22 protein-coding genes and 3 pseudogenes are annotated in these 19,032 nt (G+C 71.1%); 12 read left to right on the forward strand and 13 right to left on the reverse strand.

The features are described 5' to 3' along the window. The 5 genes and pseudogenes from ABT116_RS27280 to ABT116_RS27300 form a co-directional block, all read left to right on the forward strand. Nucleotides 1–87: pseudogene (locus ABT116_RS27280) on the forward strand (1,4-dihydroxy-6-naphthoate synthase); the annotation flags it as partial. A gap of 402 nt (nucleotides 88–489) precedes the next feature. Continuing rightward, on the forward strand, nucleotides 490–840 hold the full coding sequence (locus ABT116_RS27285; RefSeq protein ID WP_351639008.1) for a helix-turn-helix domain-containing protein: 351 nt from the start codon (nucleotides 490–492) through the stop codon (nucleotides 838–840). Between the two features lie 249 nt (nucleotides 841–1,089). Then, complete coding sequence (locus ABT116_RS27290; protein WP_351639011.1) at nucleotides 1,090–3,153, forward strand: discoidin domain-containing protein; 2,064 nt, start codon at nucleotides 1,090–1,092, stop codon at nucleotides 3,151–3,153. A gap of 19 nt (nucleotides 3,154–3,172) precedes the next feature. Continuing rightward, the gene (locus tag ABT116_RS27295) at nucleotides 3,173–3,769 is read left to right on the forward strand and encodes a TetR/AcrR family transcriptional regulator (RefSeq protein ID WP_351639013.1); all 597 of its coding nucleotides are present in this window, start codon (nucleotides 3,173–3,175) and stop codon (nucleotides 3,767–3,769) included. Between the two features lie 124 nt (nucleotides 3,770–3,893). Continuing rightward, nucleotides 3,894–4,181, forward strand: coding sequence for a DUF4190 domain-containing protein (locus tag ABT116_RS27300; RefSeq protein WP_142161610.1), 288 nt, complete (start codon nucleotides 3,894–3,896; stop codon nucleotides 4,179–4,181). A 57-nt stretch (nucleotides 4,182–4,238) separates the two neighbouring features. On the opposite strand, the gene ABT116_RS27305 is transcribed toward ABT116_RS27300, so the two are convergent. The 4 genes and pseudogenes from ABT116_RS27305 to ABT116_RS27320 form a co-directional block, all read right to left on the reverse strand. Next, nucleotides 4,239–4,793, reverse strand: a complete 555-nt coding sequence (locus ABT116_RS27305; RefSeq protein WP_351639019.1) for a CGNR zinc finger domain-containing protein — start codon at nucleotides 4,791–4,793, stop codon at nucleotides 4,239–4,241. Nucleotides 4,794–5,026: 233 nt separating this feature from the next. After that, nucleotides 5,027–5,470: a hypothetical protein gene (locus tag ABT116_RS27310; RefSeq protein ID WP_351639025.1), complete on the reverse strand. Its 444-nt coding sequence runs from the start codon at nucleotides 5,468–5,470 to the stop codon at nucleotides 5,027–5,029. A gap of 163 nt (nucleotides 5,471–5,633) precedes the next feature. Next, nucleotides 5,634–5,787: pseudogene (locus ABT116_RS27315) on the reverse strand (cation:proton antiporter); the annotation flags it as partial. Between the two features lie 10 nt (nucleotides 5,788–5,797). Next, nucleotides 5,798–6,583 carry an AraC family transcriptional regulator gene (locus ABT116_RS27320; RefSeq protein WP_351639030.1) on the reverse strand — a complete coding sequence of 262 codons (786 nt, stop codon included), beginning with the start codon at nucleotides 6,581–6,583 and terminating at the stop codon, nucleotides 5,798–5,800. Nucleotides 6,584–6,653: 70 nt separating this feature from the next. On the opposite strand from ABT116_RS27320, the gene ABT116_RS27325 reads away from it, so the two are divergent. Next, nucleotides 6,654–7,514 (forward strand): phytanoyl-CoA dioxygenase family protein, encoded by an 861-nt coding sequence (locus ABT116_RS27325; protein WP_351639036.1) that lies wholly within the window; start codon nucleotides 6,654–6,656, stop codon nucleotides 7,512–7,514. Beyond that, on the forward strand, nucleotides 7,511–7,786 hold the full coding sequence (locus ABT116_RS27330) for a hypothetical protein (protein ID WP_351639041.1): 276 nt from the start codon (nucleotides 7,511–7,513) through the stop codon (nucleotides 7,784–7,786). The genes ABT116_RS27325 and ABT116_RS27330 overlap by 4 nt, the downstream gene beginning before the upstream one ends. Here the strand turns inward: ABT116_RS27330 and ABT116_RS27335 are convergent. Then, a complete protein-coding gene (locus tag ABT116_RS27335; protein WP_502983951.1) occupies nucleotides 7,780–8,253 on the reverse strand; it encodes an SRPBCC family protein in 474 nt (157 codons plus the stop codon). The two genes, ABT116_RS27330 and ABT116_RS27335, sit on opposite strands and share 7 nt — an antisense overlap. 76 nt (nucleotides 8,254–8,329) lie before the next feature. Then, complete coding sequence (locus ABT116_RS27340; protein ID WP_502983952.1) at nucleotides 8,330–8,536, reverse strand: zinc-binding dehydrogenase; 207 nt, start codon at nucleotides 8,534–8,536, stop codon at nucleotides 8,330–8,332. On the opposite strand from ABT116_RS27340, the pseudogene ABT116_RS27345 reads away from it, so the two are divergent. Beyond that, nucleotides 8,468–8,638 (forward strand): annotated as a pseudogene (locus tag ABT116_RS27345) (TetR-like C-terminal domain-containing protein); the annotation flags it as partial. The gene ABT116_RS27340 and the pseudogene ABT116_RS27345 sit on opposite strands and share 69 nt — an antisense overlap. Nucleotides 8,639–8,682: 44 nt before the next feature. On the opposite strand, the gene ABT116_RS27350 reads toward ABT116_RS27345, so the two are convergent. The 6 genes from ABT116_RS27350 to ABT116_RS27375 all read right to left on the reverse strand — a co-directional run bounded on the left by ABT116_RS27350 (nucleotide 8,683) and on the right by ABT116_RS27375 (nucleotide 14,638). After that, nucleotides 8,683–9,885: an acyl-CoA dehydrogenase family protein gene (locus ABT116_RS27350; protein WP_351639046.1), complete on the reverse strand. Its 1,203-nt coding sequence runs from the start codon at nucleotides 9,883–9,885 to the stop codon at nucleotides 8,683–8,685. A gap of 1 nt (nucleotide 9,886) precedes the next feature. Next, nucleotides 9,887–10,858 carry a 3-hydroxyacyl-CoA dehydrogenase NAD-binding domain-containing protein gene (locus ABT116_RS27355; protein ID WP_351639052.1) on the reverse strand — a complete coding sequence of 324 codons (972 nt, stop codon included), beginning with the start codon at nucleotides 10,856–10,858 and terminating at the stop codon, nucleotides 9,887–9,889. Then, nucleotides 10,855–11,601 (reverse strand): acetoacetate decarboxylase, encoded by a 747-nt coding sequence (locus ABT116_RS27360; RefSeq protein ID WP_351639058.1) that lies wholly within the window; start codon nucleotides 11,599–11,601, stop codon nucleotides 10,855–10,857. The genes ABT116_RS27355 and ABT116_RS27360 overlap by 4 nt, the downstream gene beginning before the upstream one ends. A 7-nt stretch (nucleotides 11,602–11,608) precedes the next feature. Further along, nucleotides 11,609–12,385 (reverse strand): crotonase/enoyl-CoA hydratase family protein, encoded by a 777-nt coding sequence (locus ABT116_RS27365; RefSeq protein ID WP_351639064.1) that lies wholly within the window; start codon nucleotides 12,383–12,385, stop codon nucleotides 11,609–11,611. A gap of 19 nt (nucleotides 12,386–12,404) precedes the next feature. Beyond that, nucleotides 12,405–13,574, reverse strand: coding sequence for a CaiB/BaiF CoA transferase family protein (locus ABT116_RS27370; RefSeq protein WP_351639070.1), 1,170 nt, complete (start codon nucleotides 13,572–13,574; stop codon nucleotides 12,405–12,407). A gap of 152 nt (nucleotides 13,575–13,726) precedes the next feature. Beyond that, nucleotides 13,727–14,638 carry a LysR family transcriptional regulator gene (locus ABT116_RS27375; RefSeq protein ID WP_351639075.1) on the reverse strand — a complete coding sequence of 304 codons (912 nt, stop codon included), beginning with the start codon at nucleotides 14,636–14,638 and terminating at the stop codon, nucleotides 13,727–13,729. Nucleotides 14,639–14,768: 130 nt separating this feature from the next. Between ABT116_RS27375 and ABT116_RS27380 the strand changes: the two genes are divergently transcribed. From ABT116_RS27380 to ABT116_RS27395, 4 genes are all read left to right on the forward strand, one after another. Further along, nucleotides 14,769–15,089, forward strand: coding sequence for a GYD domain-containing protein (locus tag ABT116_RS27380; protein WP_351639078.1), 321 nt, complete (start codon nucleotides 14,769–14,771; stop codon nucleotides 15,087–15,089). A 56-nt stretch (nucleotides 15,090–15,145) separates the two neighbouring features. Further along, the gene (locus ABT116_RS27385) at nucleotides 15,146–16,321 is read left to right on the forward strand and encodes a sensor histidine kinase (protein ID WP_351639081.1); all 1,176 of its coding nucleotides are present in this window, start codon (nucleotides 15,146–15,148) and stop codon (nucleotides 16,319–16,321) included. After that, complete coding sequence (locus ABT116_RS27390) at nucleotides 16,318–17,031, forward strand: response regulator (protein ID WP_351639084.1); 714 nt, start codon at nucleotides 16,318–16,320, stop codon at nucleotides 17,029–17,031. The genes ABT116_RS27385 and ABT116_RS27390 overlap by 4 nt, the downstream gene beginning before the upstream one ends. A 96-nt stretch (nucleotides 17,032–17,127) precedes the next feature. After that, on the forward strand, nucleotides 17,128–18,297 hold the full coding sequence (locus tag ABT116_RS27395) for a serine hydrolase domain-containing protein (RefSeq protein ID WP_351639087.1): 1,170 nt from the start codon (nucleotides 17,128–17,130) through the stop codon (nucleotides 18,295–18,297). An 18-nt stretch (nucleotides 18,298–18,315) separates the two neighbouring features. On the opposite strand, the gene ABT116_RS27400 is transcribed toward ABT116_RS27395, so the two are convergent. Beyond that, nucleotides 18,316–18,993, reverse strand: a complete 678-nt coding sequence (locus ABT116_RS27400) for a response regulator transcription factor (protein WP_351639090.1) — start codon at nucleotides 18,991–18,993, stop codon at nucleotides 18,316–18,318. Between the last annotated feature and the right edge of the window lie 39 nt (nucleotides 18,994–19,032).

The raw sequence follows: 19,032 nt of genomic DNA on the forward strand, positions 1-19,032 counted from the left end.
GCCGAGCGCGGCGAGTTCGACGTGCTGAAGGTGTCGTACGCCGTGCTGCCCTACGTCCTCGACGACTACGCCCTGCTGCCCTGCGGGCAGGGCCCTCACTGCCGTGTCGCCACGCGACCGGACGCCACAGGATGCCTGCAACCGCCGAACTCCAAAATCTGTCTTTGTCAGAGTAGACATTGCTCCGCATCGTGGTTAACGTTCTTCTCGTAGACATCGACAGACAAGACCCGAGGAAGGACGGAGGAGCAGACGCCATCAGGATCGCCCGGCCCGGGAAGCTCTCGGTCCGGGTACCGCAAGACCCCGGATTGGATGGTGGTCCCCGGTCACGCAGCCGCGATCCCCGCACCCCTCCCGCAGCCGGGCCGGGTAGCGGAAACAGAAGGTCGGCACCGCATGAGGGCCGACAGATGGTGTTCAATTTCCTTCGGGGCCCTGGTGCCGTACGGCACCAGGGCCCCTCGACGCGTTGTACTACGAGGTGACATGCCAGCAGATACCCCGCTCAGCGATCGTCTGGACGACGACGACTACCCGGCCTACACCATGGGCCGGGCCGCAGAGATGCTCGGCACCACCCCCGGCTTCCTGCGGGCCATCGGTGAGGCCCGTCTGATCACTCCGCTGCGCTCGGAGGGCGGGCACCGCCGCTACTCCCGCTACCAGCTGAGGATCGCCGCGCGCGCCCGCGAGCTCGTCGACCGGGGAACGCCGATCGAGGCCGCCTGCCGCATCGTCATCCTCGAGGACCAGCTCGAGGAAGCCCAGCGCATCAACGCCGAGTACCGCCGTGCGGCGCAGAAGGCCTCCGGCGGTTCCGATGCCGGTCCGAGCTGATCCCCGAAGCCTCAAGCGGGGCCCTCACCCGCTCCTTCCACCCCAGGTCGGCGACCTGGGGTTTGTCGTGGCGCCGCCCGATGCGGGGGCCCGTCCGACGCGGGATCCCTCCCGGGGTGGACTGCCCCCTCATCAGGTCAACCGTCCCGGACCCTTGACTCGTCAAGCGGGAGTGGCGATTCTCGTCGCACACTTTGCGAGGTCATGACAAGAGGGCCTCGCTGATCCGCCGACCGAGGGACGTGGGCTGTGACCGGTTCCGGACGCCCGTACCGCAGACGCAAGAACGTCACCGTGGTGTCGCTCCTCCTGCTCGTGCTGTCGATCGCGCTCGGCCCCACACCGAGTGCGGCGGCCGGCAACGACTGGTGGGAGCCCACCGCACGACCCGCGCCGGACTCCCGGATCAACGTCACGGGTGAGCCGTTCACCGGCACGAACGCCGAGGGCGAGGTGCGCGGGTTCGTCGACGCGCACGACCACATCTTCTCCAACGAGGCCTTCGGCGGCCGCCTGATCTGCGGAAAGGCGTTCTCCGAGCAGGGCGTGGCCGATGCGCTCAAGGACTGCCCCGAGCACTACCCCGACGGCTCGCTCGCGATCTTCGACTTCATCACCAACGGCGGCGACGGCAAGCACGACCCGGACGGCTGGCCCACCTTCAAGGACTGGCCGCGGCACGACTCGCTGACCCACCAGCAGAACTACTACGCCTGGGTCGAGCGGGCCTGGCGCGGCGGCCAGCGGGTGCTGGTCAACGACCTCGTCACCAACGGCGTGATCTGCTCGGTGTACTTCTTCAAGGACCGCCCCTGCGACGAGATGACGTCCATCCGGCTGCAGGCCAAACTGACGTACGACATGCAGGCCTTCGTCGACAAGATGTACGGCGGGCCCGGCAAGGGCTGGTTCCGGGTCGTCACCGACAGCGCGCAGGCCCGCGAGGTCATCGAGCAGGGCAAGCTGGCCGTCGTCATGGGCGTCGAGACCTCCGAGCCCTTCGGCTGCAAGCAGGTCCTCGACATCGCTCAGTGCAGCAAGGCCGACATCGACAAGGGGCTCGACGAGCTCCACGCGCTGGGCGTGCGCAGCATGTTCCTGTGCCACAAGTTCGACAACGCCCTGTGCGGGGTCCGGTTCGACTCGGGCACGCTCGGGACGGCCATCAACGTCGGGCAGTTCCTGTCGACCGGCACGTACTGGAAGACCGAGACGTGCAAGGGCCCGCAGCACGACAACCCCATCGGCAACGCGGCGGCGCCCGCGGCCGAGAAGAAGCTCCCGGCGGGCGAGGAGGTTCCCTCGTACAGCGCCGACGCGCAGTGCAACGTGCGGGGGCTCACCGACCTCGGCGAGTACGCCGTCCGCGGCATGATGAAGCGCGGCATGATGCTGGAGATCGACCACATGAGCGTCAAGGCCACCGGCCGGGTGCTCGACCTCTTCGAGTCCGAGTCCTACCCCGGCGTGCTCTCCTCGCACAGCTGGATGGACATGGACTGGACCGAGCGGGTCTATGGCCTCGGCGGCTTCATCGCCCAGTACATGCACGGCTCCGAGGGCTTCGTCGCGGAGGCGAAGCGCACCGAGTCCCTGCGCGACAAGTACGGCGTGGGCTACGGCTACGGCACCGACATGAACGGCGTCGGAGGCTGGCCGGGACCGCGCGGGGCGGACGCGCCGAACAAGGTCACCTACCCGTTCAAGAGCGTCGACGGGGGCGCCGTCATCGACCGGCAGACCACCGGTGAACGCACCTGGGACCTGAACACCGACGGCGCCGCCCACTACGGCCTCGTCCCGGACTGGATCGAGGACATCCGCCGGGTCGGCGGCCAGGACACCGTCGACGACCTGTTCCGGGGCGCCGAGTCCTACCTCGACACCTGGGCGGCCTCCGAGAACCACGAGGCGGGTCCCAACCTCGCGGCCGGCTCCGCCGCTTCGGCCAGCTCCTCGGAGTGGAGCCTGTTCACGAGCTACAAGCCGCACCGGGCCGTCGACGGCGACCGCGGCACCCGCTGGGCCAGCGACTGGAGCGACGACCAGTGGCTGCAGATCGACCTCGGCTCCCCGCAGACCGTGGGGCGGGTCACCCTCGACTGGGAGCGCGCGTACGCGAAGTCGTACCGGATCGAGCTGTCCACCGACGGCACGAGGTGGCGGACCGCCTGGTCCACGACCGCCGGTGACGGCGGGCTGGACACCGCGCGGTTCGATGGCACAGCGGCCCGGTACGTCCGTGTCCACGGCCAGGAGCGGGGCACCGGCTGGGGCTACTCCCTCCACGAAGTCGGCGTCCACAGCCGCTGACCCCCACGAGAGGGGCTCCATGGCACGGTTGCCGTCCGCCGAGCGGCGGCGACAGCTCACCGAAGCGGCGATCAGGGCGATGGCCCGGGACGGCGTCCCCAGGACGACGACCCGGTCCATCGCCGCCGAGGCGGGCGTCTCGCTGAGCGTCTTCCACTACTGCTTCGACTCCAAGCAGCAGCTGATCGAGTCCGTCATCACCACCATCACCGGGCACTACGTGACGGTGGTGAAGGAGGCCATACGCCCCAGAGCCACCCTGGAGGAGACCGTCCGGGCCGGTTTCCAGGCGTACTGGGACCACGTCCGCGCCCACCCCGACGAGCACATGCTCACCTACGAGCTCACCCAGTACGCCCTGCGCCAGCCCGGTTTCGAACACCTGGCACGTCGTCAGTACGAGCTGTACGCCGAGGCGTACACCGAACTCATCGACCAGCTGCGGCAGGCCATGGGGCTGCGCCTGCGCGTGCCCGTGCCGGTCCTGGCCCGTTACCTGGCCGCCATGACCGACGGACTGACGCTCAACTACCTGGTGCTGGGCGACGACTCGGCCTGGACGGGCATCCTCGACACGGTCACCGCGCACGTCGCCGGGCTGGTACGGGAGAACTGACGGCAGTCTCCGCCGAATTGGTTGTCATGGGAACGCCCCAGAGGGGCATTCGAACAAAACAAGACGAAAAAGTGAGGAGAGTGCGGCCCTTCAGGTCCGCGCCATCGACAACTGGGAGTTTTCCATGGCGAGTTACGGTGGTTCCTCTGCCGCGTCCTCCGGTTCGCGCACCAACGGCCTGGCGATCGCGAGCCTGTGCTGCGGCATCATCGGCCTGTTCTTCCTGAACATCGTCCTCGGCCCGCTGGCCATCATTTTCGGTGCGGTCGCCCGCCGCCAGGCATCGGTCAAGAACGGCGCAGGCATGGCGAAGGCCGGCATCATCCTCGGCATCGTCGACGTGGTCCTGTGGCTCGTCCTCCTGGCCATCGCCAGCAGCAACGGCGGCTTCAGCTGGTACGTGGGCGGCTGACGGCCGTCCGGACCGACGTGGGGCGTGCGGCGGACCGGTCGGCGCCGGGCCGCCGGATCAGTGGGCCGCAGTGGTCTTCTTGCGGGCGCGGTACGCGGCTGCCTTGATCTTGTTGCCGCAGGAGTCCATCCCGCACCACTGCCGCCGCATGCCCCGCGAGCGGTCGATGTAGGTCCGCGTGCACTCCGGGTTTCCGCACTCCTTGAGCAGGGGCACGTCCGGGCCGCTCAGGAGCTCGACGGCGTGCCGCGCCACCATGGAGAGGGCCTCGTCCGGCGTCGCCTGCGTCCAGCGTCCCGACGGGGTGAGCTGGGGCACGGCGGGCGGCGTACGGGCCGCCTTGTTCACCACGGTCAGCGCCGCCCCGTCGTACTCCTCCCCGAGCCGGCGGGCGGTGACCAGCCGGTACACCGCTTCCCGTACGGCCCTCGCCCGCTCGACGTCGGCCTCCTGGCCGGGCGAGACGGCGTCGACCAGGCCGGACTCCACGTACCACGCGGTCAGGCGGTCCGGCGTCACGAACATCTCGAAGCGCGCCGAACGGCGTGCTCGGAGCGTGGCGGCGAAGTCGAGCGCCGGGTTCCCGCAGACGAAGACATGGTCGAGACTCACGTCACCATTCTGACCGGTGACTCACCGTGCGGCAATCCTCTTGCGGCCTTCTCATCACTGCCTGAAACGGTGACGTATAGGAGAGCGGGGAAGGTCAGGCGGTGCTCGTCGCCGGGGCGGGGCGCCGGGGCCGGCGGGCTCGCGCAGGGCCGGCGCCGCCGCGTACCGGCTGCTCCCCCGCCGTTGACGAGTACCGCGCCACGTCCAGACCCCCTTCGGTCGCCGGCCCGGCGTCAGGAATCGTACGGTCCGTCGCCCGCCGCGGGGTCGGAGCGGGCGTGTCCCGGAACCAGGCGGCGGTAGGCGGCGCGGGCGTGCGCGAGACGGGCCAGGCCCGTGCCGGCGAGGGCGGCGGTGAGCAGGCAGGCCAGCCAGGTGGTGTCACGGTGGCCGGCCCAGGTGAGGACACCCGCGGGCGGTATGGCGAAGCCGTTGAGGAACAGCCAGCACAGCACGGCCGTGCCGGGAGCGGCCGTGAAGCGTGCGCACAGGCCCAGCAGGGCGGCCAGCACGGACAGTGCGGGCAGGGCCAGTTCGGGCCGGTCCGGCCCCACCGCGGTGTTGAGAAGCGCCACCAGCGCCAGTGCGCCGCCCCCGGCCCCGGCCCAGACCAGCGGTGTGGCCACGGGCTGGGGTACGGGTCGGGCTCCGGTGCCCAGGGGCTTCCACTCGATCATGCTGGCGCTTCCTTCCGGTCCTCTTGGACGGAATTCTCCCCCGGCTGCCGCTGCCGGCTCCCGGGGTGCTCGTCAGAGTGCCGGAAAGGCCTCCTCCGGAGAACAGCCGATCCGGACAACCGCTCCCGGCTCAAGGGCGGGCGGCCGCGGTCGTCTTGGGCGTCAGGTCCCGCAGCGGCGTGAGGAGGCTGCGTGGCGCCCTCGGCGACCTCGCCGGACAGGGCAATGCCGACCAGGAACGCGCCGACGGCGGCGGAGACGTGCAGCTGCTGGGCGAGCCCGGCGACGAGGAGGGTCAGGCCGAGGACGGCCATCAACGGCCGCCCCTCACGCCCCCGCCGCCCGCCGCACGGCCCGCGGTGACGCGCCGAGTTCCTTGCGGCAGGTCTTGTTGAAGGCCTGGAGGTCGGGGATGCCGACCGTGGCCGCGACGGCCGGGATCGCCAGCGTCGACGCGATGAGCAGGTGGCGGGCGCGCTCCATGCGGCGGCGCCGGACGTAACCGACGACCGTGTGCCCGGTGTCCTCGCGGAACAGCCGCGTCAGGTGCGTGTGCGACACCCCCGCGGCCCGGGCGATCCCGGGCACGGTCAGCGGGTCGGCCAGGTGCTCCTCGATATGGGCCATGGCCGCCCGCAGCGCCGGGTGCCGGGCCGCGGAGGGCGATGCGGCCGCCTCGGCCAGGCCGGTCGTGCGCCACAGCACCGTCCACAGTTCCGCGGAGGCCCGGGCCGGGGACTGGGCACTCGCCGCGATCATCTGGCGCAGCAGGGCGCTCAGCACCGCCGCCTCCGCGCCGGCGTCCTGCATCGCCGGCAGGCGACGGCGCTCCCCGTCGCCCGGCAGCCGGAAGTGGGCGTACAGGTGCTCGCAGCGCGGGGCGTCGTAGTGGAAGTGCACCTCCGTGCCGGGTGGTACGAGGCTGAGGTGGCCGGGGCGGATCGGGTGCCGGGCGCCGTCGAACTCCAGGGTGCCGGAGTAGCCGTAGAGGTGGAGCTGCCACAGGTGCGGAAGGCGGAAGACCTCGTGCGGGCCGGCCGAGCCGTGCACGCCCACGCCCGCGTGCACCAGGTCCGGCGGCAGATCGAGGGGCAGTTCCACGAGAGTCGGCATGGTGAAAAATTACCAGTGGTTGTCGATTACGCCCCACGACGGCATGCCCTCACGCTTCTACGGTTGCGTCATGTCAACCACCAAACAGCTGCTGAGCTCCGTCGAGGTGGCGCGGTTCACGGCCCACGGTTTCCTGCGCCTGGACGGCGTCGTGCCCCGGGAGATGAACGAGGAGGCGCTCGGGCTCTTCGCCGCCGGAACGCTGCCCGCCGTGCCGTACGGCACTCCGGTGCCGACGGCCTTCCCCGAGAGTTCCTTCACCCGCAGGCTCCTCCGACTCCCGGTCGTGGCGGGCGCGTTGGAGAGCCTGGTGGGGCCCGATCCGGACATCGACCACCACTTCGTCCACACCCGCATGCCCCTGGAGGGCAGTGCGCAGGCGTTGCACGCCGACGCCCTCATCGATGTGCGGCCCGACGCGTTCGACGTGCAACTCATGTACTACCCGCAGGAGGTGACCGCCGACATGGGCGGCACGCTCGTCGTCCCGGGCAGTCATCTGCGCCGCATCAACGAGTCCGACACCGGGCGCTACCAGAACCTGCGCGGCCAGACCCGGCTGACCTGCCCGGCCGGGACCGTGCTCCTGCTGCACCACGGCATCTGGCACGGCGGGCGGCGCAACGACAGCGACACCGTCCGCCACATGTACAAGATCCGCTTCAACCCGACGGTGCCGCAGGTGCGGCTGTGGGACACGCGGGACCTCGGCTCCCCGGCCGTGCGCGAGGAGTTGGGGCGTTTCTTCCCCTGGTACGAGCAGGCCACCGGCCGGCTGGAGATCCACAACCGGGTCCTGCTGTGGCGCTCCATGACCGCCGACCCCGGCTTCGACATCGAGCACTGGGCCACCCGCATCGCCAACCGGCCCGGCGCGTCCACCGCGCCCCCCGCGCCCCCCGCACCCGCCGCGCAGAGGAGCACCGCATGAGCATCACCCGGCAGCAGGTCCTCGTCCTCTACCTCGACAACTCCGCCCTCGACTCCCGGGTCGTCGGCTGGGCCCGCTACGACGGCACCGGCTCGACCCGCCCGACGACCGGCGACAGCGACGAACCCCCGTACGAGACGGGGGTCGGCGCCCTGGAGGACGGCTGGCGGCTCTTTCAGGCGGCCCCGCTCGTGCCGCCGTATCCGGGGGCGGAGCACGCCACGTCGTTTCTCAAGCACGAGTTCTTCTTCGAGAAGCTCGTCTCTCAGTGAGGCCGGCCGCCGGAGCGCGCTTCGGCGGTGGCCTTCAGGTCGCGCAGCCACGCTTCGAGTCCCTGTCCGAGGGCCTCGGTCGCGGTCGGGACGTCCGCTTCGACCTGGTCGCCGGTCCAGGTCTCCTCGGTGTGCACGCGCACCCCGCCCCGGACCTTCCGGAAGGTCCACAGGTGGACGCCCTCGTCGATGAGGCGTTGGACCGAGGTGACCGGCGGCTGCCAGGAGGGCCGGCGCTCGACGTCCGTCTGCAGCTTCCAGACCGTGCGCAGCGGTGCCTTGATCAGGATGTCGGACTCGTAGCGGATGAGGGCGAGTCGACGCCGCGTCCGCCGCAGCGGGTCTCGCCGGCCCCGCCGTGGGCGGCTGCCTGGGCGGTGGGGGCCGTGGCGGCGAGGACACCGGCGAGGGCGAGTGCCACCGCTGCCGCGCGCATACGGGGACGGGGCAGGGGCCGAGGGTCGCATGCGGTCGGCGTGCCGTCGCCGGGCATGGTGGTCCTTCCGGTGGGTGGGTCGGTCGGCTGCTGGAGGGGCGGGCCCGCTACGGGACGAGGACGACCTTCCCGGCGACCGTGCCGGACTCGGCCAGCCGCAGGGCCTCGGCGACCCGGGTGAGCGGCAGCTGCGCGGCGACCCGGGCGGTGACCTCTCCGCGCTGGAGGGCGGCGAAGACCTCGGTGCCCTGCACCGGGCCCTGGCCTTCTGGACCCGCCTGCACGGCGTCCTGTCCCTGGAACTGGCGGGCCACTTCACGGGGATGGGCTTCGATCCGGCCCTGCTCTTCACCGCCGAACTCGACGCGTTGGCGGGCCCGCCGCCCGCCCAGCGCACCGAAGCCGGCCGGGCATGACGAAACCCCGGGTCAAAACCCGGGGTTGGTTCGTCTGGTGGTGCTCAGACGAAGGCGCTCCGGCCCGTGATCGACTTGCCGACGATCAGGGTGTTCATCTCGCGGGTGCCCTCGAAGGAGTAGATCGCCTCGGCGTCGGCGAAGAAGCGGGCGATGTCGTGGTCCAGCAGGATGCCGTTGCCGCCGAAGATCTCACGGCTCCAGGCCACGACCTCCCGCATCCGGGAGGTGACGAACGCCTTGGCCAGGGAGGAGTGTTCGTCGCGGAAGATGCCCGCGTCCTGCAGCCGGGCGAGCTGCACCATCATGCCCCAGGAGGCGGTGACGTTGCCGAGGCTCTTGACCAGCAGGTCCTGCACCAGCTGGAAGCCGCCGATCGGGCGGCCGAACTGGCGGCGCTCCCGGGCGTAGTCCAGGGCCAGTTCGTAGGCGCCGATCATGACACCGAGCGCCTGCCAGGCCACTCCCGCGCGGGTCGCGCGCAGGATCTCGGCGACGTCCCGGAAGGAATTGATGTTCTGCAGGCGGTTGGCCTCCGGGACGCGGACGTCGGTCAGGGTGATCTCGGCGTTCTCGACGATCCGGAAGGCGATCTTGCCCTCGATCTTCACCGGGTCGAAGCCGGGCGTGCCCTTCTCGACGACGAAGCCCTTGACGTGGTTGTCGTCGACGTCCCGCGCCCACACCACGACGTAGTCGGCGAAGGTGGCGTTGCCGATCCACTTCTTGGCGCCGTTCAGGACCCAGGTGTCGCCCTCGCGCTTGGCGGTGGTGCGCATGCCGCCCGCGACGTCGGAGCCGCCGAGCGGCTCGGTCATGGCGAACGCGCCGATCTTGTCCATGGCGGCCATCTCCGGGAGCCAGCGGTCGCGCTGCTCCTGGTCTCCGCCGGACATGATGGAGTACATCGCCAGGCCGTTGTGGACGCCGAAGAAGGTGGACACCGAGGCGTCGGTGCGGGCCATCTCCATGGCCATCGTGCCGCTGAGCAGGTTGCTGACGGCGGGCCGGTGCTCGCCGTAACCCTCGTAGGGCAGGCCGGCGAGGCCGCTCTCGCGGAAGAGGGTGATGAGCTCCTTCGGGAACCGGTCCTTGGCCCAGTTCTCGTTCACCAGCGGCTTGACCTCGTCACGCATGAGGGCGCGGGCCTTGAGGAGGAGCTTGCGCTCGTCGTCCGGCAGCAGCGCCTCGTAGGTGTAGAAGTCGGCGGTCAGCTGGTCCTCGAGCGGTTCCATGGTGGTGGTCATCTCAGTTCTCCTCCTTGTCCGCGCTGTCCAGGGCGGCCAGGACAGCGAGTTGCCTGCGGTCGCGCGTCTCGGTGAGTTCCGAGTACGTGGAGGAGCCGTAGGCCTTTTCCACGGCTTCGATGAGCCGTTCCTGTGCTTCCTCTTGTCCCTTGTTCTGTTCCTCGTTCTGCGGCGCGGTGCCGAGGCCCGCGCCCGTCTGCCGCATCGACTTGCCGATGTGCTCGACCAGGTGCCGGTAGCCGCCGGGTCCGCCGCCCAGGTGCGCGCCGAGGAACGGTCCGACCGTGGCCCAGCGCAGGCCCAGTGAGTTGATCACGACCTGGTCGAGGTCCTCGGGGGTCACCACACCCTCCTGGACGAGGTACGCGGCCTCCCGGCTGAGGGCGTTCTGCAGGCGGTTGCCGACGAAGCCGGGGATCTCCTTGCGCTCGACGACCGGGGTGCGGCCGACCGAGGTGTAGAAGTCCACCGCGTCCAGCACGGCGTCCTCGCCGGTGCGTTCGCCGGGGACGACCTCGACGAGCGGGACCAGGTGCGGCGGGTTGAAGGGGTGGCCGATCAGGACCCGGGCGGCGTCCTCGTCGGACAGCTCCCCGGTGAACGCGGTCGACGGGATCGCCGAGGAGGAGCTGAGCAGCAGGGCGTGTGCGGGTGCCTCACGGGCGAGGCCGGCGAACAGGTCCTTCTTGAACCCGGCCCGCTCGGGGCCGTTCTCCTGGACGACGTCGGCGTCCCGGACGGCCTCGGTGACGTCGGCGGCGAGGTGCACCCGGTCGGCGAGGCCGGTGACGTCCAGGCCGCGGGCGGCCAGATGCGGGGCGTAGGTGGCCAGGGCGTCGTCCACGGCCTCGGCGAGGTCGGGGCGCGGGTCGGTCACCCGGACGGTCAGGCCGTGCGCGGCGAACAGTGTCGCCCAGGACAGTCCGATGGTCCCGGCGCCGATCACCGCGGCGGTGCGGAAGGCGCGGGTCATGAAGCGGCTCCCTTCAGGTAGTCGTGGACCGGCTCGACGCCTGCCAGCGTCAGGTCGGTGAGGATGTGGCTGGCGGAGACGACCTCCAGCACCGGCAGGTCGGCCAGCGGGGCGAGCACGTGCTGGAACAGCTGGAGCCGGGCGGGGCCGGTCCAGGCGCCCTTGACGGTGACGTCGGTGATGCGGGTGCGGACGAGTTCCTGCACGCGCGGCAGCCCGTCGTAGCCGGGGATCGTCTTGAGCATGAAGGTCGGCACGGTGATCTGTGCCTCGGCCTCGGCCAGGTCGAGCTCGTGGTGCTTGTAGCCCATGGTCGCGGTGGCGACCCGCAGGCTGCCGTGGTCGAGGGTGCCGACGAGCGCGCCGGAGTCGACGAAGAGCGACGGGGAGCCGATGACCTTCGGGTAGGCGGAGACCTCGCGGCCGGAGGCGGTCGCCGGGAAGTTGTCCAGGTGCATCGTGTGCAGGTATTCGCCCCGCTCGCCCTCGAAGCCGACGGGGATCGCCTGGCCGGCCTCGGTGTAGGGGCCGTAGCCGCTGACGTCGCCCATCTTCATGACCTCGAACCGGACCAGCGGCTCGTCGATCCGCAGGGGCTCGGGGACGACGGCCCGCAGCGCGTCGGGGTCGGTGCGGTAGACGACGTTGAGGTACTCGCGGTCGGTGAACCGCGGGACCATCGGCGCGTACGCCGGGCTCGTGAGGGGCGTGGTGACGTGCTGTCGTACGTCTGCGGCCTTCATGTCCGGCTCACCGCCCGGTCCACTGCGCGGGGCGGCGCTCGGCGAAGGCGGTCATGCCCTCGCGTACGTCGTCCGAGGCCATCAGGGTCTTCATCTGCGTGCGCTGGAAGGCGAAGGCCTCCTCGTCGGACGCTCCGTCGGCGGCGCGCACGACGCGCTTGACGGCCGCGAGGGCGAGCGGGGCGTTCTCCGCGACCCGTTCGGCCAGCCGGAGCGCCTCGGCGACGGCCTGCCCCTTGCCCGTGACCCGGTTGGCCAGGCCCAGTTCACCGGCCCGGCGGCCGTCGACGGGATCGCCGGTCAGCAGGAACTCCATCGCGAGGTGGTGCGGGATGCGCTCGGGCAGCCGGATCACGCCGCCGCCCGCGGCGATCAGGCCGCGCTTGACCTCGGGAAGGCCGAACCGGGCGTCCTCGGCGGCGACGATCAGGTCGCAGGCCAGGGCCAGTTCGAAGCCGCCGCCCATGGCGAAGCCCTCCACGGCGGCGATGAGGGGCTTGTCCGGCCGGGCCTCGGTCAGGCCGCCGAATCCGCGGCCCTCGACCTCGGGCGACTCACCGCGCAGCGCGGCCTTGAGGTCCATGCCGGCGCTGAACGTGCCGCCCTCGCCGGTCAGGACGCCGACCCGCAGGGCGGGGTCGGCCTCCAGCTCGTCGAGTGCGGCGGCCAGCGCGGTGGCGGTCGCCGCGTTCACGGCGTTGCGGGCCTCGGGGCGGTCGAGGGTGATCAGCAGGGTGGAGCCGATGCGTTCGGTGCGCACGACGGGAGGTGTGGGGGTGCTCATGACTGTCCTCCTGTGGCAATCAGCGGGTGGCGGCGTCGAGTTCGGCGAAGACGTCCTCGGTGTCCTGGCCCGCGACCGGTGCGAGACGGCGGATCGAGCCGGGGGTGGCGGAGAAGCGCAGCGGGATGCCGATGGTGCGGACCGTGCCCTCGGTCGGGTGCTCGACGCTGTCGAGGAGGTGGCCGTCACGGACGTAGGGGTCGTCGTGGGCGCGGTCGAGTTCCAGCACCGGGGCCATCGGGATGCTGTGCTTGGCGCACACCTCGGCCCACTCCTCGGTGGTCAGCGCCGGGGCGCAGGTCTCCAGGAGCGCGGCCAGGTCCTCGTGGTCGGCGCTGTCGATGGCGTCGCCGTTCACGCGCGGGTCCTCGGCGAGGTCCGGGCGTCCGGCGGCGGTGAAGAAGTCCCGGTAGTTGTGCGGGTTGTACGGCATGACGCAGGCCAGGCCGTCCTTGGTGCGCACCGCCTTGTGGCCCTTCAGCATCGACAGCGCGAAGCCGGTGGGGCCGGTCTCGGGCACGTGGGTGTGTCCCGCGAGGTGCTCGACCAGGTTGAACGCGATGAGGGTGTCCGTCATCGGGATCTCGATGAGCTGGCCCTGGCCGGTGTTGTTCCGGTGCAGCAGGGCGGCCAGCACGCTGTAGGCGATGGTCAGCGAGGAGACCTTGTCGCCGATGATGGTCGGCAGGTAGACGGGCTCGCCGAGGGCCCGGTCGGCGATGTCGACGAGGCCGGAGGCGGCCTGCACGGTCTCGTCGTACGCGGCGTTTCCGGCCCGGTCCGAGTCGCTGCGGAAGCCCTGGGCGTGCGCGTAGACGAGGCCGGGGTTGCGGGCGGCGATGTCGTCGTAGGACAGGCCCAGGCGGTGCAGGGCGCCGGGGCGCATGTTGGTGATCAGCACGTCCGCCGTGTCGATCAGCCGCAGTGCGCGCTCGCGGTCGGTGTCGTCCTTGAGGTTGAGGGCGACGCTGCGCTTGTTGCGGTTGACGTTGAGGTTCAGCGGGGTCATGCCCGGGGTGGTCTTGTAGTGGCCCACGCGGACGGTGTCGGCCGGCGACTCGATCTTGATCACGTCGGCGCCCAGGTCGCCGAGGATCTGGGCGGCGTAGGGGCCCATCACCACGGTCGAGAGGTCGATCACGCGGACGCCCCGCAGCGGGCCGGCGACGGTGTCGGTGATGTCCGTCATCAGTTTCTTCACTCCTTCGCTCGCCATGTGTGTGTATCTGGAAACTAAGTTAGCTCGGAGAGTCGCCGAATGGAAACCAATGGCATGACCGAATAACGAAAAGCGGTATGACCGCAGTGGTCATACCGCTTTTGGTGGAGATTGTATGGCGATTATGAGTGGAGCGGCTCGGCGAAGATCTCGCGGGCCGCCGCCACGACTTCCTCCAGGTCACCGCCGTACGCCCGGTCCTTGCGCCAGACCAGCCCGGTCTCCAGACGCGGGTGGAAATCGGAAAAGGGAAGGACGGTGACATTGTCGAGACGGTAATTCTGCACCGGGCTTCTGGAGTCCAGCATGGAAATGGAGAACGCCAGACCGCTGGAGACTATTTCAGAGATTCCCTCGAATGTGGCACTGCCCAGTTCGATGCGCTTCTTGATGCCGAGTTCGGCGAGCTGCTGGTCGAGGCCGCGGAAGTAGGCGTTCGTCACCGCCGTCGGGGAGCCCGCGTAGGCGAGTTCCGCCAGTTCCGCGAGGGCGACGGACTCGCGCCCCGCGAACCGGTCCCGGGGCACGACCGCGCCGAGCCGCTCCGACATCACCGGCATCTGCTCCAGCGCCGGGTCGCCACCGGCCGGGAGCCGGGCCAGGGTCAGCGCGAGCCTGCCGTCGCACACGGCGTCGACGAGCCGGTCGGTGCCGCCGGGCCAGCGTTTGATCTCGAACCGGTCGCTGACCCGCTCGGCCAGGGCGTCCATCCGTTCCCGCAGGTCGGGATGGACTCCGGTGGGCACGCCGAGCAGCAGGGTGGTGCGCTGCGGCCGGGCCGTTTCGTCCAGCCTCCACCGGATGGAGTCGACCTGTTCGAGCACCCCGCGGGCGATCGGCAGCAGCGCGTTGCCGGCCGCGGTGAGCCGTACGTGATGGGTGTCCCGGTCGAACAGCCGGTGCCCTACCTCGTTCTCGAGGTCCTTGATCCGCCGGCTCAACGGGGAGGCCGCCATGTGCAGTTTGCGGGCCGCGGTGGAGAAGTTCAGCTCTTGGGCGACGGCGAGGAAGTAGCGCAGGTGCAGGAGCTCCACGGGATCAAGCCTAGCCGCTGCGCCCCTGCCCCTCAGGGCTGCCGGGCGAGTGAATACGAGCTCCCACGCACAGCGATCGCCGACGCACCGGGAACGCATGACGCACACCCGACGAGCGAGGGAAGCAGTCATGCCGAAGTTCCTCATCCAGGCCGGCTACACCACCGAAGGCACCAAGGGCCTGCTCGGAGAAGGGGGCAGTGGGCGCCGGGCCGCCGTGGAGCAGGTCGTCAGCGGGCTCGGGGGGCGGGTCGAGGCGATGTACTTCGCCTTCGGGGACGACGACGTCGTGATGATCGTCGACTTCCCCGACAGCGTCTCCATGGCCGCCGTCAGCCTCACCGTCAAGGCCAGCGGGACCGTCCGCACCCGGGCGACGCCGCTGCTCACCGTGGAAGAGATCGACGAGGCCGTCCGCCGGGAGGTCACCTTCCGGGCCGCGGGAACGTGATGCGGGAGCGGTGATCCGGGCCCCTCGGTCCGGCCCGCCCGTTACCGTGAGGTCGCGTGGGGGGAACACGCGGGGACATACGGGAGTGGTGGGAGCGCGGCCGGGCGCTGGCGGCGGCCCGGCCCCTGCTCGTCGACATCGGCCTCGCGCTCCTGGTTCAGGGCGCGATGACCATGCCGTTCCTCGTGCCGCGCGCACCCGGGCTGCCGCCGGCGACCTGGGGCGCCTACGGGCTGAGCACCCTCACCGTCGTACCCCTGGTCTGGCGGCGGCGCGCCCCCGTCGCCGTGCTGTTCGCGGTGCTGGCCACGAACGCCCTGTACAGGTTCACCCTGGACGGGCCCGGGCAGCCGTTGCCGTACACCGGGCTCGTGGTCGTCTACACGATCGCCGCGCTGTCCTCGGCGCGCAGACGGCTCGTCGCCGGTGTCGTGCTGCTGGTCGCCGTGCCGGTGGGGGTGTGGCTCAACACCCGGTCGGCCCGTGAACTGACCTTCTCGCTCTTCGTGTTCGGCGCCGCCTACGTGTTCGGGCGGCTGACCGACGCCCGGCAGCGGGCCCACCGCGTCGAGGCCGAGCAGGCGGCCGCGCGCGAACGGGCCCGGATCGCACGGGAGATGCACGACATCCTCTCGCACGCCGTGAGCCTGATGATCGTGCAGGCCGAGGCCGGACCGGTGGCGGTGCGTGCCGCGCCCGAGCGGGCCGTGGCGGCCTTCGACGCCATCTCCGCGACCGGTCGCGACGCCATGACCCAGTTGCGGAACATGCTGGGCGTGCTGCGGGACGGCGCCGACGAGCCCGGTTCCGCCGCCCCGCGCGAGCCGCAGCCCGGCCTCGCCGCCCTGCCCGGCCTCCTCGACCGGGTGCGCGGGAGCGGGCTCGACGTGACGTACCGGGCCGTGGGGGACGTCCGGCCCGTTCCGGAGGGCGTCGGGGCCACCGCCTTCCGGGTGGTCCAGGAGGCCCTGACCAACACCCTCAAGCACGCGGACGCGCGGACGGTGCATGTTCAAATGTCTTACCGAGGCAGGGAGTTGAGGGTTCTTGTGATCGATGACGGAAGGGGGCCGCGAGCGGTGTCGCGGCGGGGCGGGCACGGGCTCGCCGGGATGCGCGAGCGGGCGGCGGCGCACGGGGGCAGCGCGGTGGCGGGTCCCGGCGCGGACGGGCGGGGGTTCGAGGTGCATGTGCGGCTTCCCGTGCCCGACGCGGCGGGGGCGGGGCGATGACGATCCGTGTCGTCGTCGCCGACGACCAGGAACTCGTGCGCAGCGGCTTCGCGATGATCCTGGACGCGCAGCCGGACATCGAGGTCGTCGCGGAGGCGGGCGACGGGGCCGAAGCGGTCGAGGCGGCGCGGCGGCACGATCCCGATGTGGTGCTGCTCGACATCAGGATGCCGCGCATGGACGGGATAGAGGCCTGCCGCGCGATCAGCGCCCTGGGCGACTGCCGGACCGTGATGCTGACGACCTTCGACTCCGACGAGTACGTGTACGACGCGCTGCACGCGGGCGCGAGCGGCTTCCTGCTCAAGGACGTCCGCCGGGACGACCTGGTGCACGCCGTGCGGGTCGTCGCCCGGGGCGACTCGCTGCTCGCCCCCTCGGTCGCCCGGCGCCTGGTGGAGCAGTACACCCGGCCCGCCGCCGCCCGGACCCGTCGGCCCGATCCCCGGCTGGACGTCCTGACCGCCCGGGAGCGCGAGACGCTGCTGCTGCTCGCCCGGGGTCTTTCGAACGCCGAGATCGCCGCGGAACTGGTGGTCAGCGACCACACGGTGAAGACGCATGTCGGCAACGTGCTGGCGAAGCTGGGCCTCAGGGACCGGATCCAGGCCGTGATCTGTGCCTACGAGACCGGCCTCGTCGCGGCCGGGGATCCCCCGCCGGAGGGAGCGGCCCGGGCCGGGTCCTCCCCCACGTCGGCGAGGAAGTGATGCCGCAGGACCACCGGCGGGGGCGATCCGCGGGACGGCTCCGCTCCGGAGGATGAAGGCGTCGCACAACGTCGGCCCCTCTCACCGGAGTTCGCCATGAAGACCCGTACCAGCCTGCTGACCGCCGTCGCGCTCGTCGCGGGCATCGCCGCAGGGCCGTCCATGCTCCCGGCCGCCGCCTCCGTCCCGGCCGTGCCGATGCCGACGGCCGCGCAGTCCCCGGACACCGCCCTCGAAACCGCCATCGCCGGCCTGCCCGCCGCCGACGCCACCGCCGCCCTCGTGCGGGTCGGCGGCAAGGAAGGTGTGTGGCGGGGCAGTTCGGGCGTGCACGATCTGCGGACCGGACGGCCCGCCGATCCCGCCGCCCGCTTCCGCGCCGGGTCCGTGACCAAGGTCTTCACCGCCGCCGTCGCCCTGCAACTCGCCGAAGAGGGCCGCCTGGACCTGGACCGCAGCGCCCGCTCCTACCTCCCGGAACTGATCCCTGCGTCGTACGCGGGCGTCACCGTCCGGCAGCTCCTGAACCACACGCACGGCATCCCGGCGGCGGACTTCCCCGGCACCACCGTCGAGGAGTGGTACGCGAACCGTTTCCTGGTCCACGCCCCCGAGGACATGGTCCGCTCGGCGACGTCGAAGAAACCCGAGTTCGCGCCGGGCAAGAAACAGCACTACCTCAACATCGGGTACACGATCGCCGGCCTGCTCATCGAGCGCGTCACCCACGACTCCTACGAGCATCAGGTCGCCCGGCGCGTACTCGGGCCGCTGGGACTGCGGGACACGTACTTCCCCGGAACGAACCCGCGCATCACCGGGCCGCACAACCACGGCTACCAGACCATGCGGCTCGACGACGGCACGACCGGGCTCCGGGACGTCTCCGTGTGGGGGACGACGGACGGCTGGGCGGCCGGGGACATCATCTCGACCACCGCCGACCTGGAGCGGTTCACACAGGCCCTGTTCCGTGGGCGGATCGTGCGCGGGCCGCTGATGGACGAGATGTTCACGCTGCCCGAGGTGACCGACTTCGAGACCGGGGAGCCGGCCGCCTACTCCGCCGGTCTGTCCATGAAGGTGCTCGGCGGGCGGGAGGTCTGGGGCAAGACGGGCGGACGCTGGGGGTACAACGCCGCCATCGCCTCCACCCGCGGCGGCTCGCGCACCCTCGTCTACAGCGTCAACTCCACCGACGCCAAGGGCCAGGGCATGAACCGGACCGCCGAGAAGATCATGGTCGCGGCCTATGGCAGGCCGTGAACGCGGCCGGCGCGGGGATCACGCCGGTGGCGTCGCCCGTACGAGCCCCGTCTGGTACGCGATGACGACCAGCTGCGCGCGGTCCCGGGCGTGCAGCTTGGTCATGGCCCGGTGGATGTGTGTGCGCACGGTCAGCGGGCTGAGGGTGAGGTCCTCGGCGATCTCCGTGTTGGACCTGCCCTCCGCGGCCAGGGCCATCACCTCGCGTTCGCGGACGGTGAGGTCGGCGAGGCGCTCCGATGGTGCCAGGTGGGTGCCGGGAGCCGGGGCCATGAGGAAGCGGGTGATGAGGGAGCGGGTGGCGACGGGCGACAGGAGGGCCTCACCGGAGGCCACCGTGCGCAGGCCGTCCAGCAGCGTGTCGGCGGTGACGTCCTTGCCGAGGAAGCCGCTGGCTCCGGCGCGCAGGGCCTGGGCGACGTAGTCCTCGGTCTCGAACGTGGTGAGGATCAGGACCCGGGTGGCGGACAGCTCCGGGTCGGCACACAGCTCGGAGGTGGCGGTGAGGCCGTCGGTGCCGGGCATGCGGATGTCCATGAGGACGATGTCCGGGCGCAGCTTCCGGGTCAGGCCGACCGCCTCGGCGCCGTCGGAGGCCTCGCCGACCACCTCCATGTCCGGGCAGGAGTCGATGAGGATGCGGAAGGTGGCCCGCAGCAGGGCCTGGTCGTCGGCGAGCAGCACCCTGATGGTCATGCGGTGGTTCCTTCGGCGAGGTGGGGGGAGGGTTGCAGG

Source organism: Streptomyces sp. NPDC002130 (genome assembly GCF_040296465.1).
Lineage (GTDB): Bacteria > Actinomycetota > Actinomycetes > Streptomycetales > Streptomycetaceae > Streptomyces.

Excerpts from the sequence above, each read along its gene's own strand:
- ABT116_RS27285 (WP_351639008.1), top strand. The coding sequence starts at position 490 with ATGCCAGCAGATACCCCGCTCAGCGATCGTCTGGACGACGACGACTAC.
- ABT116_RS27295 (WP_351639013.1), top strand. The coding sequence starts at position 3,173 with ATGGCACGGTTGCCGTCCGCCGAGCGGCGGCGACAGCTCACCGAAGCG.
- ABT116_RS27300 (WP_142161610.1), top strand. The coding sequence starts at position 3,894 with ATGGCGAGTTACGGTGGTTCCTCTGCCGCGTCCTCCGGTTCGCGCACC.
- ABT116_RS27310 (WP_351639025.1), bottom strand. The coding sequence starts at position 5,470 with ATGATCGAGTGGAAGCCCCTGGGCACCGGAGCCCGACCCGTACCCCAG.
- ABT116_RS27320 (WP_351639030.1), bottom strand. The coding sequence starts at position 6,583 with ATGCCGACTCTCGTGGAACTGCCCCTCGATCTGCCGCCGGACCTGGTG.
- ABT116_RS27325 (WP_351639036.1), top strand. The coding sequence starts at position 6,654 with ATGTCAACCACCAAACAGCTGCTGAGCTCCGTCGAGGTGGCGCGGTTC.
- ABT116_RS27330 (WP_351639041.1), top strand. The coding sequence starts at position 7,511 with ATGAGCATCACCCGGCAGCAGGTCCTCGTCCTCTACCTCGACAACTCC.
- ABT116_RS27335 (WP_502983951.1), bottom strand. The coding sequence starts at position 8,253 with ATGCGACCCTCGGCCCCTGCCCCGTCCCCGTATGCGCGCGGCAGCGGT.
- ABT116_RS27350 (WP_351639046.1), bottom strand. The coding sequence starts at position 9,885 with ATGACCACCACCATGGAACCGCTCGAGGACCAGCTGACCGCCGACTTC.
- ABT116_RS27355 (WP_351639052.1), bottom strand. The coding sequence starts at position 10,858 with ATGACCCGCGCCTTCCGCACCGCCGCGGTGATCGGCGCCGGGACCATC.
- ABT116_RS27360 (WP_351639058.1), bottom strand. The coding sequence starts at position 11,601 with ATGAAGGCCGCAGACGTACGACAGCACGTCACCACGCCCCTCACGAGC.
- ABT116_RS27365 (WP_351639064.1), bottom strand. The coding sequence starts at position 12,385 with ATGAGCACCCCCACACCTCCCGTCGTGCGCACCGAACGCATCGGCTCC.
- ABT116_RS27370 (WP_351639070.1), bottom strand. The coding sequence starts at position 13,574 with ATGACGGACATCACCGACACCGTCGCCGGCCCGCTGCGGGGCGTCCGC.
- ABT116_RS27380 (WP_351639078.1), top strand. The coding sequence starts at position 14,769 with ATGCCGAAGTTCCTCATCCAGGCCGGCTACACCACCGAAGGCACCAAG.
- ABT116_RS27390 (WP_351639084.1), top strand. The coding sequence starts at position 16,318 with ATGACGATCCGTGTCGTCGTCGCCGACGACCAGGAACTCGTGCGCAGC.
- ABT116_RS27395 (WP_351639087.1), top strand. The coding sequence starts at position 17,128 with ATGAAGACCCGTACCAGCCTGCTGACCGCCGTCGCGCTCGTCGCGGGC.
- ABT116_RS27400 (WP_351639090.1), bottom strand. The coding sequence starts at position 18,993 with ATGACCATCAGGGTGCTGCTCGCCGACGACCAGGCCCTGCTGCGGGCC.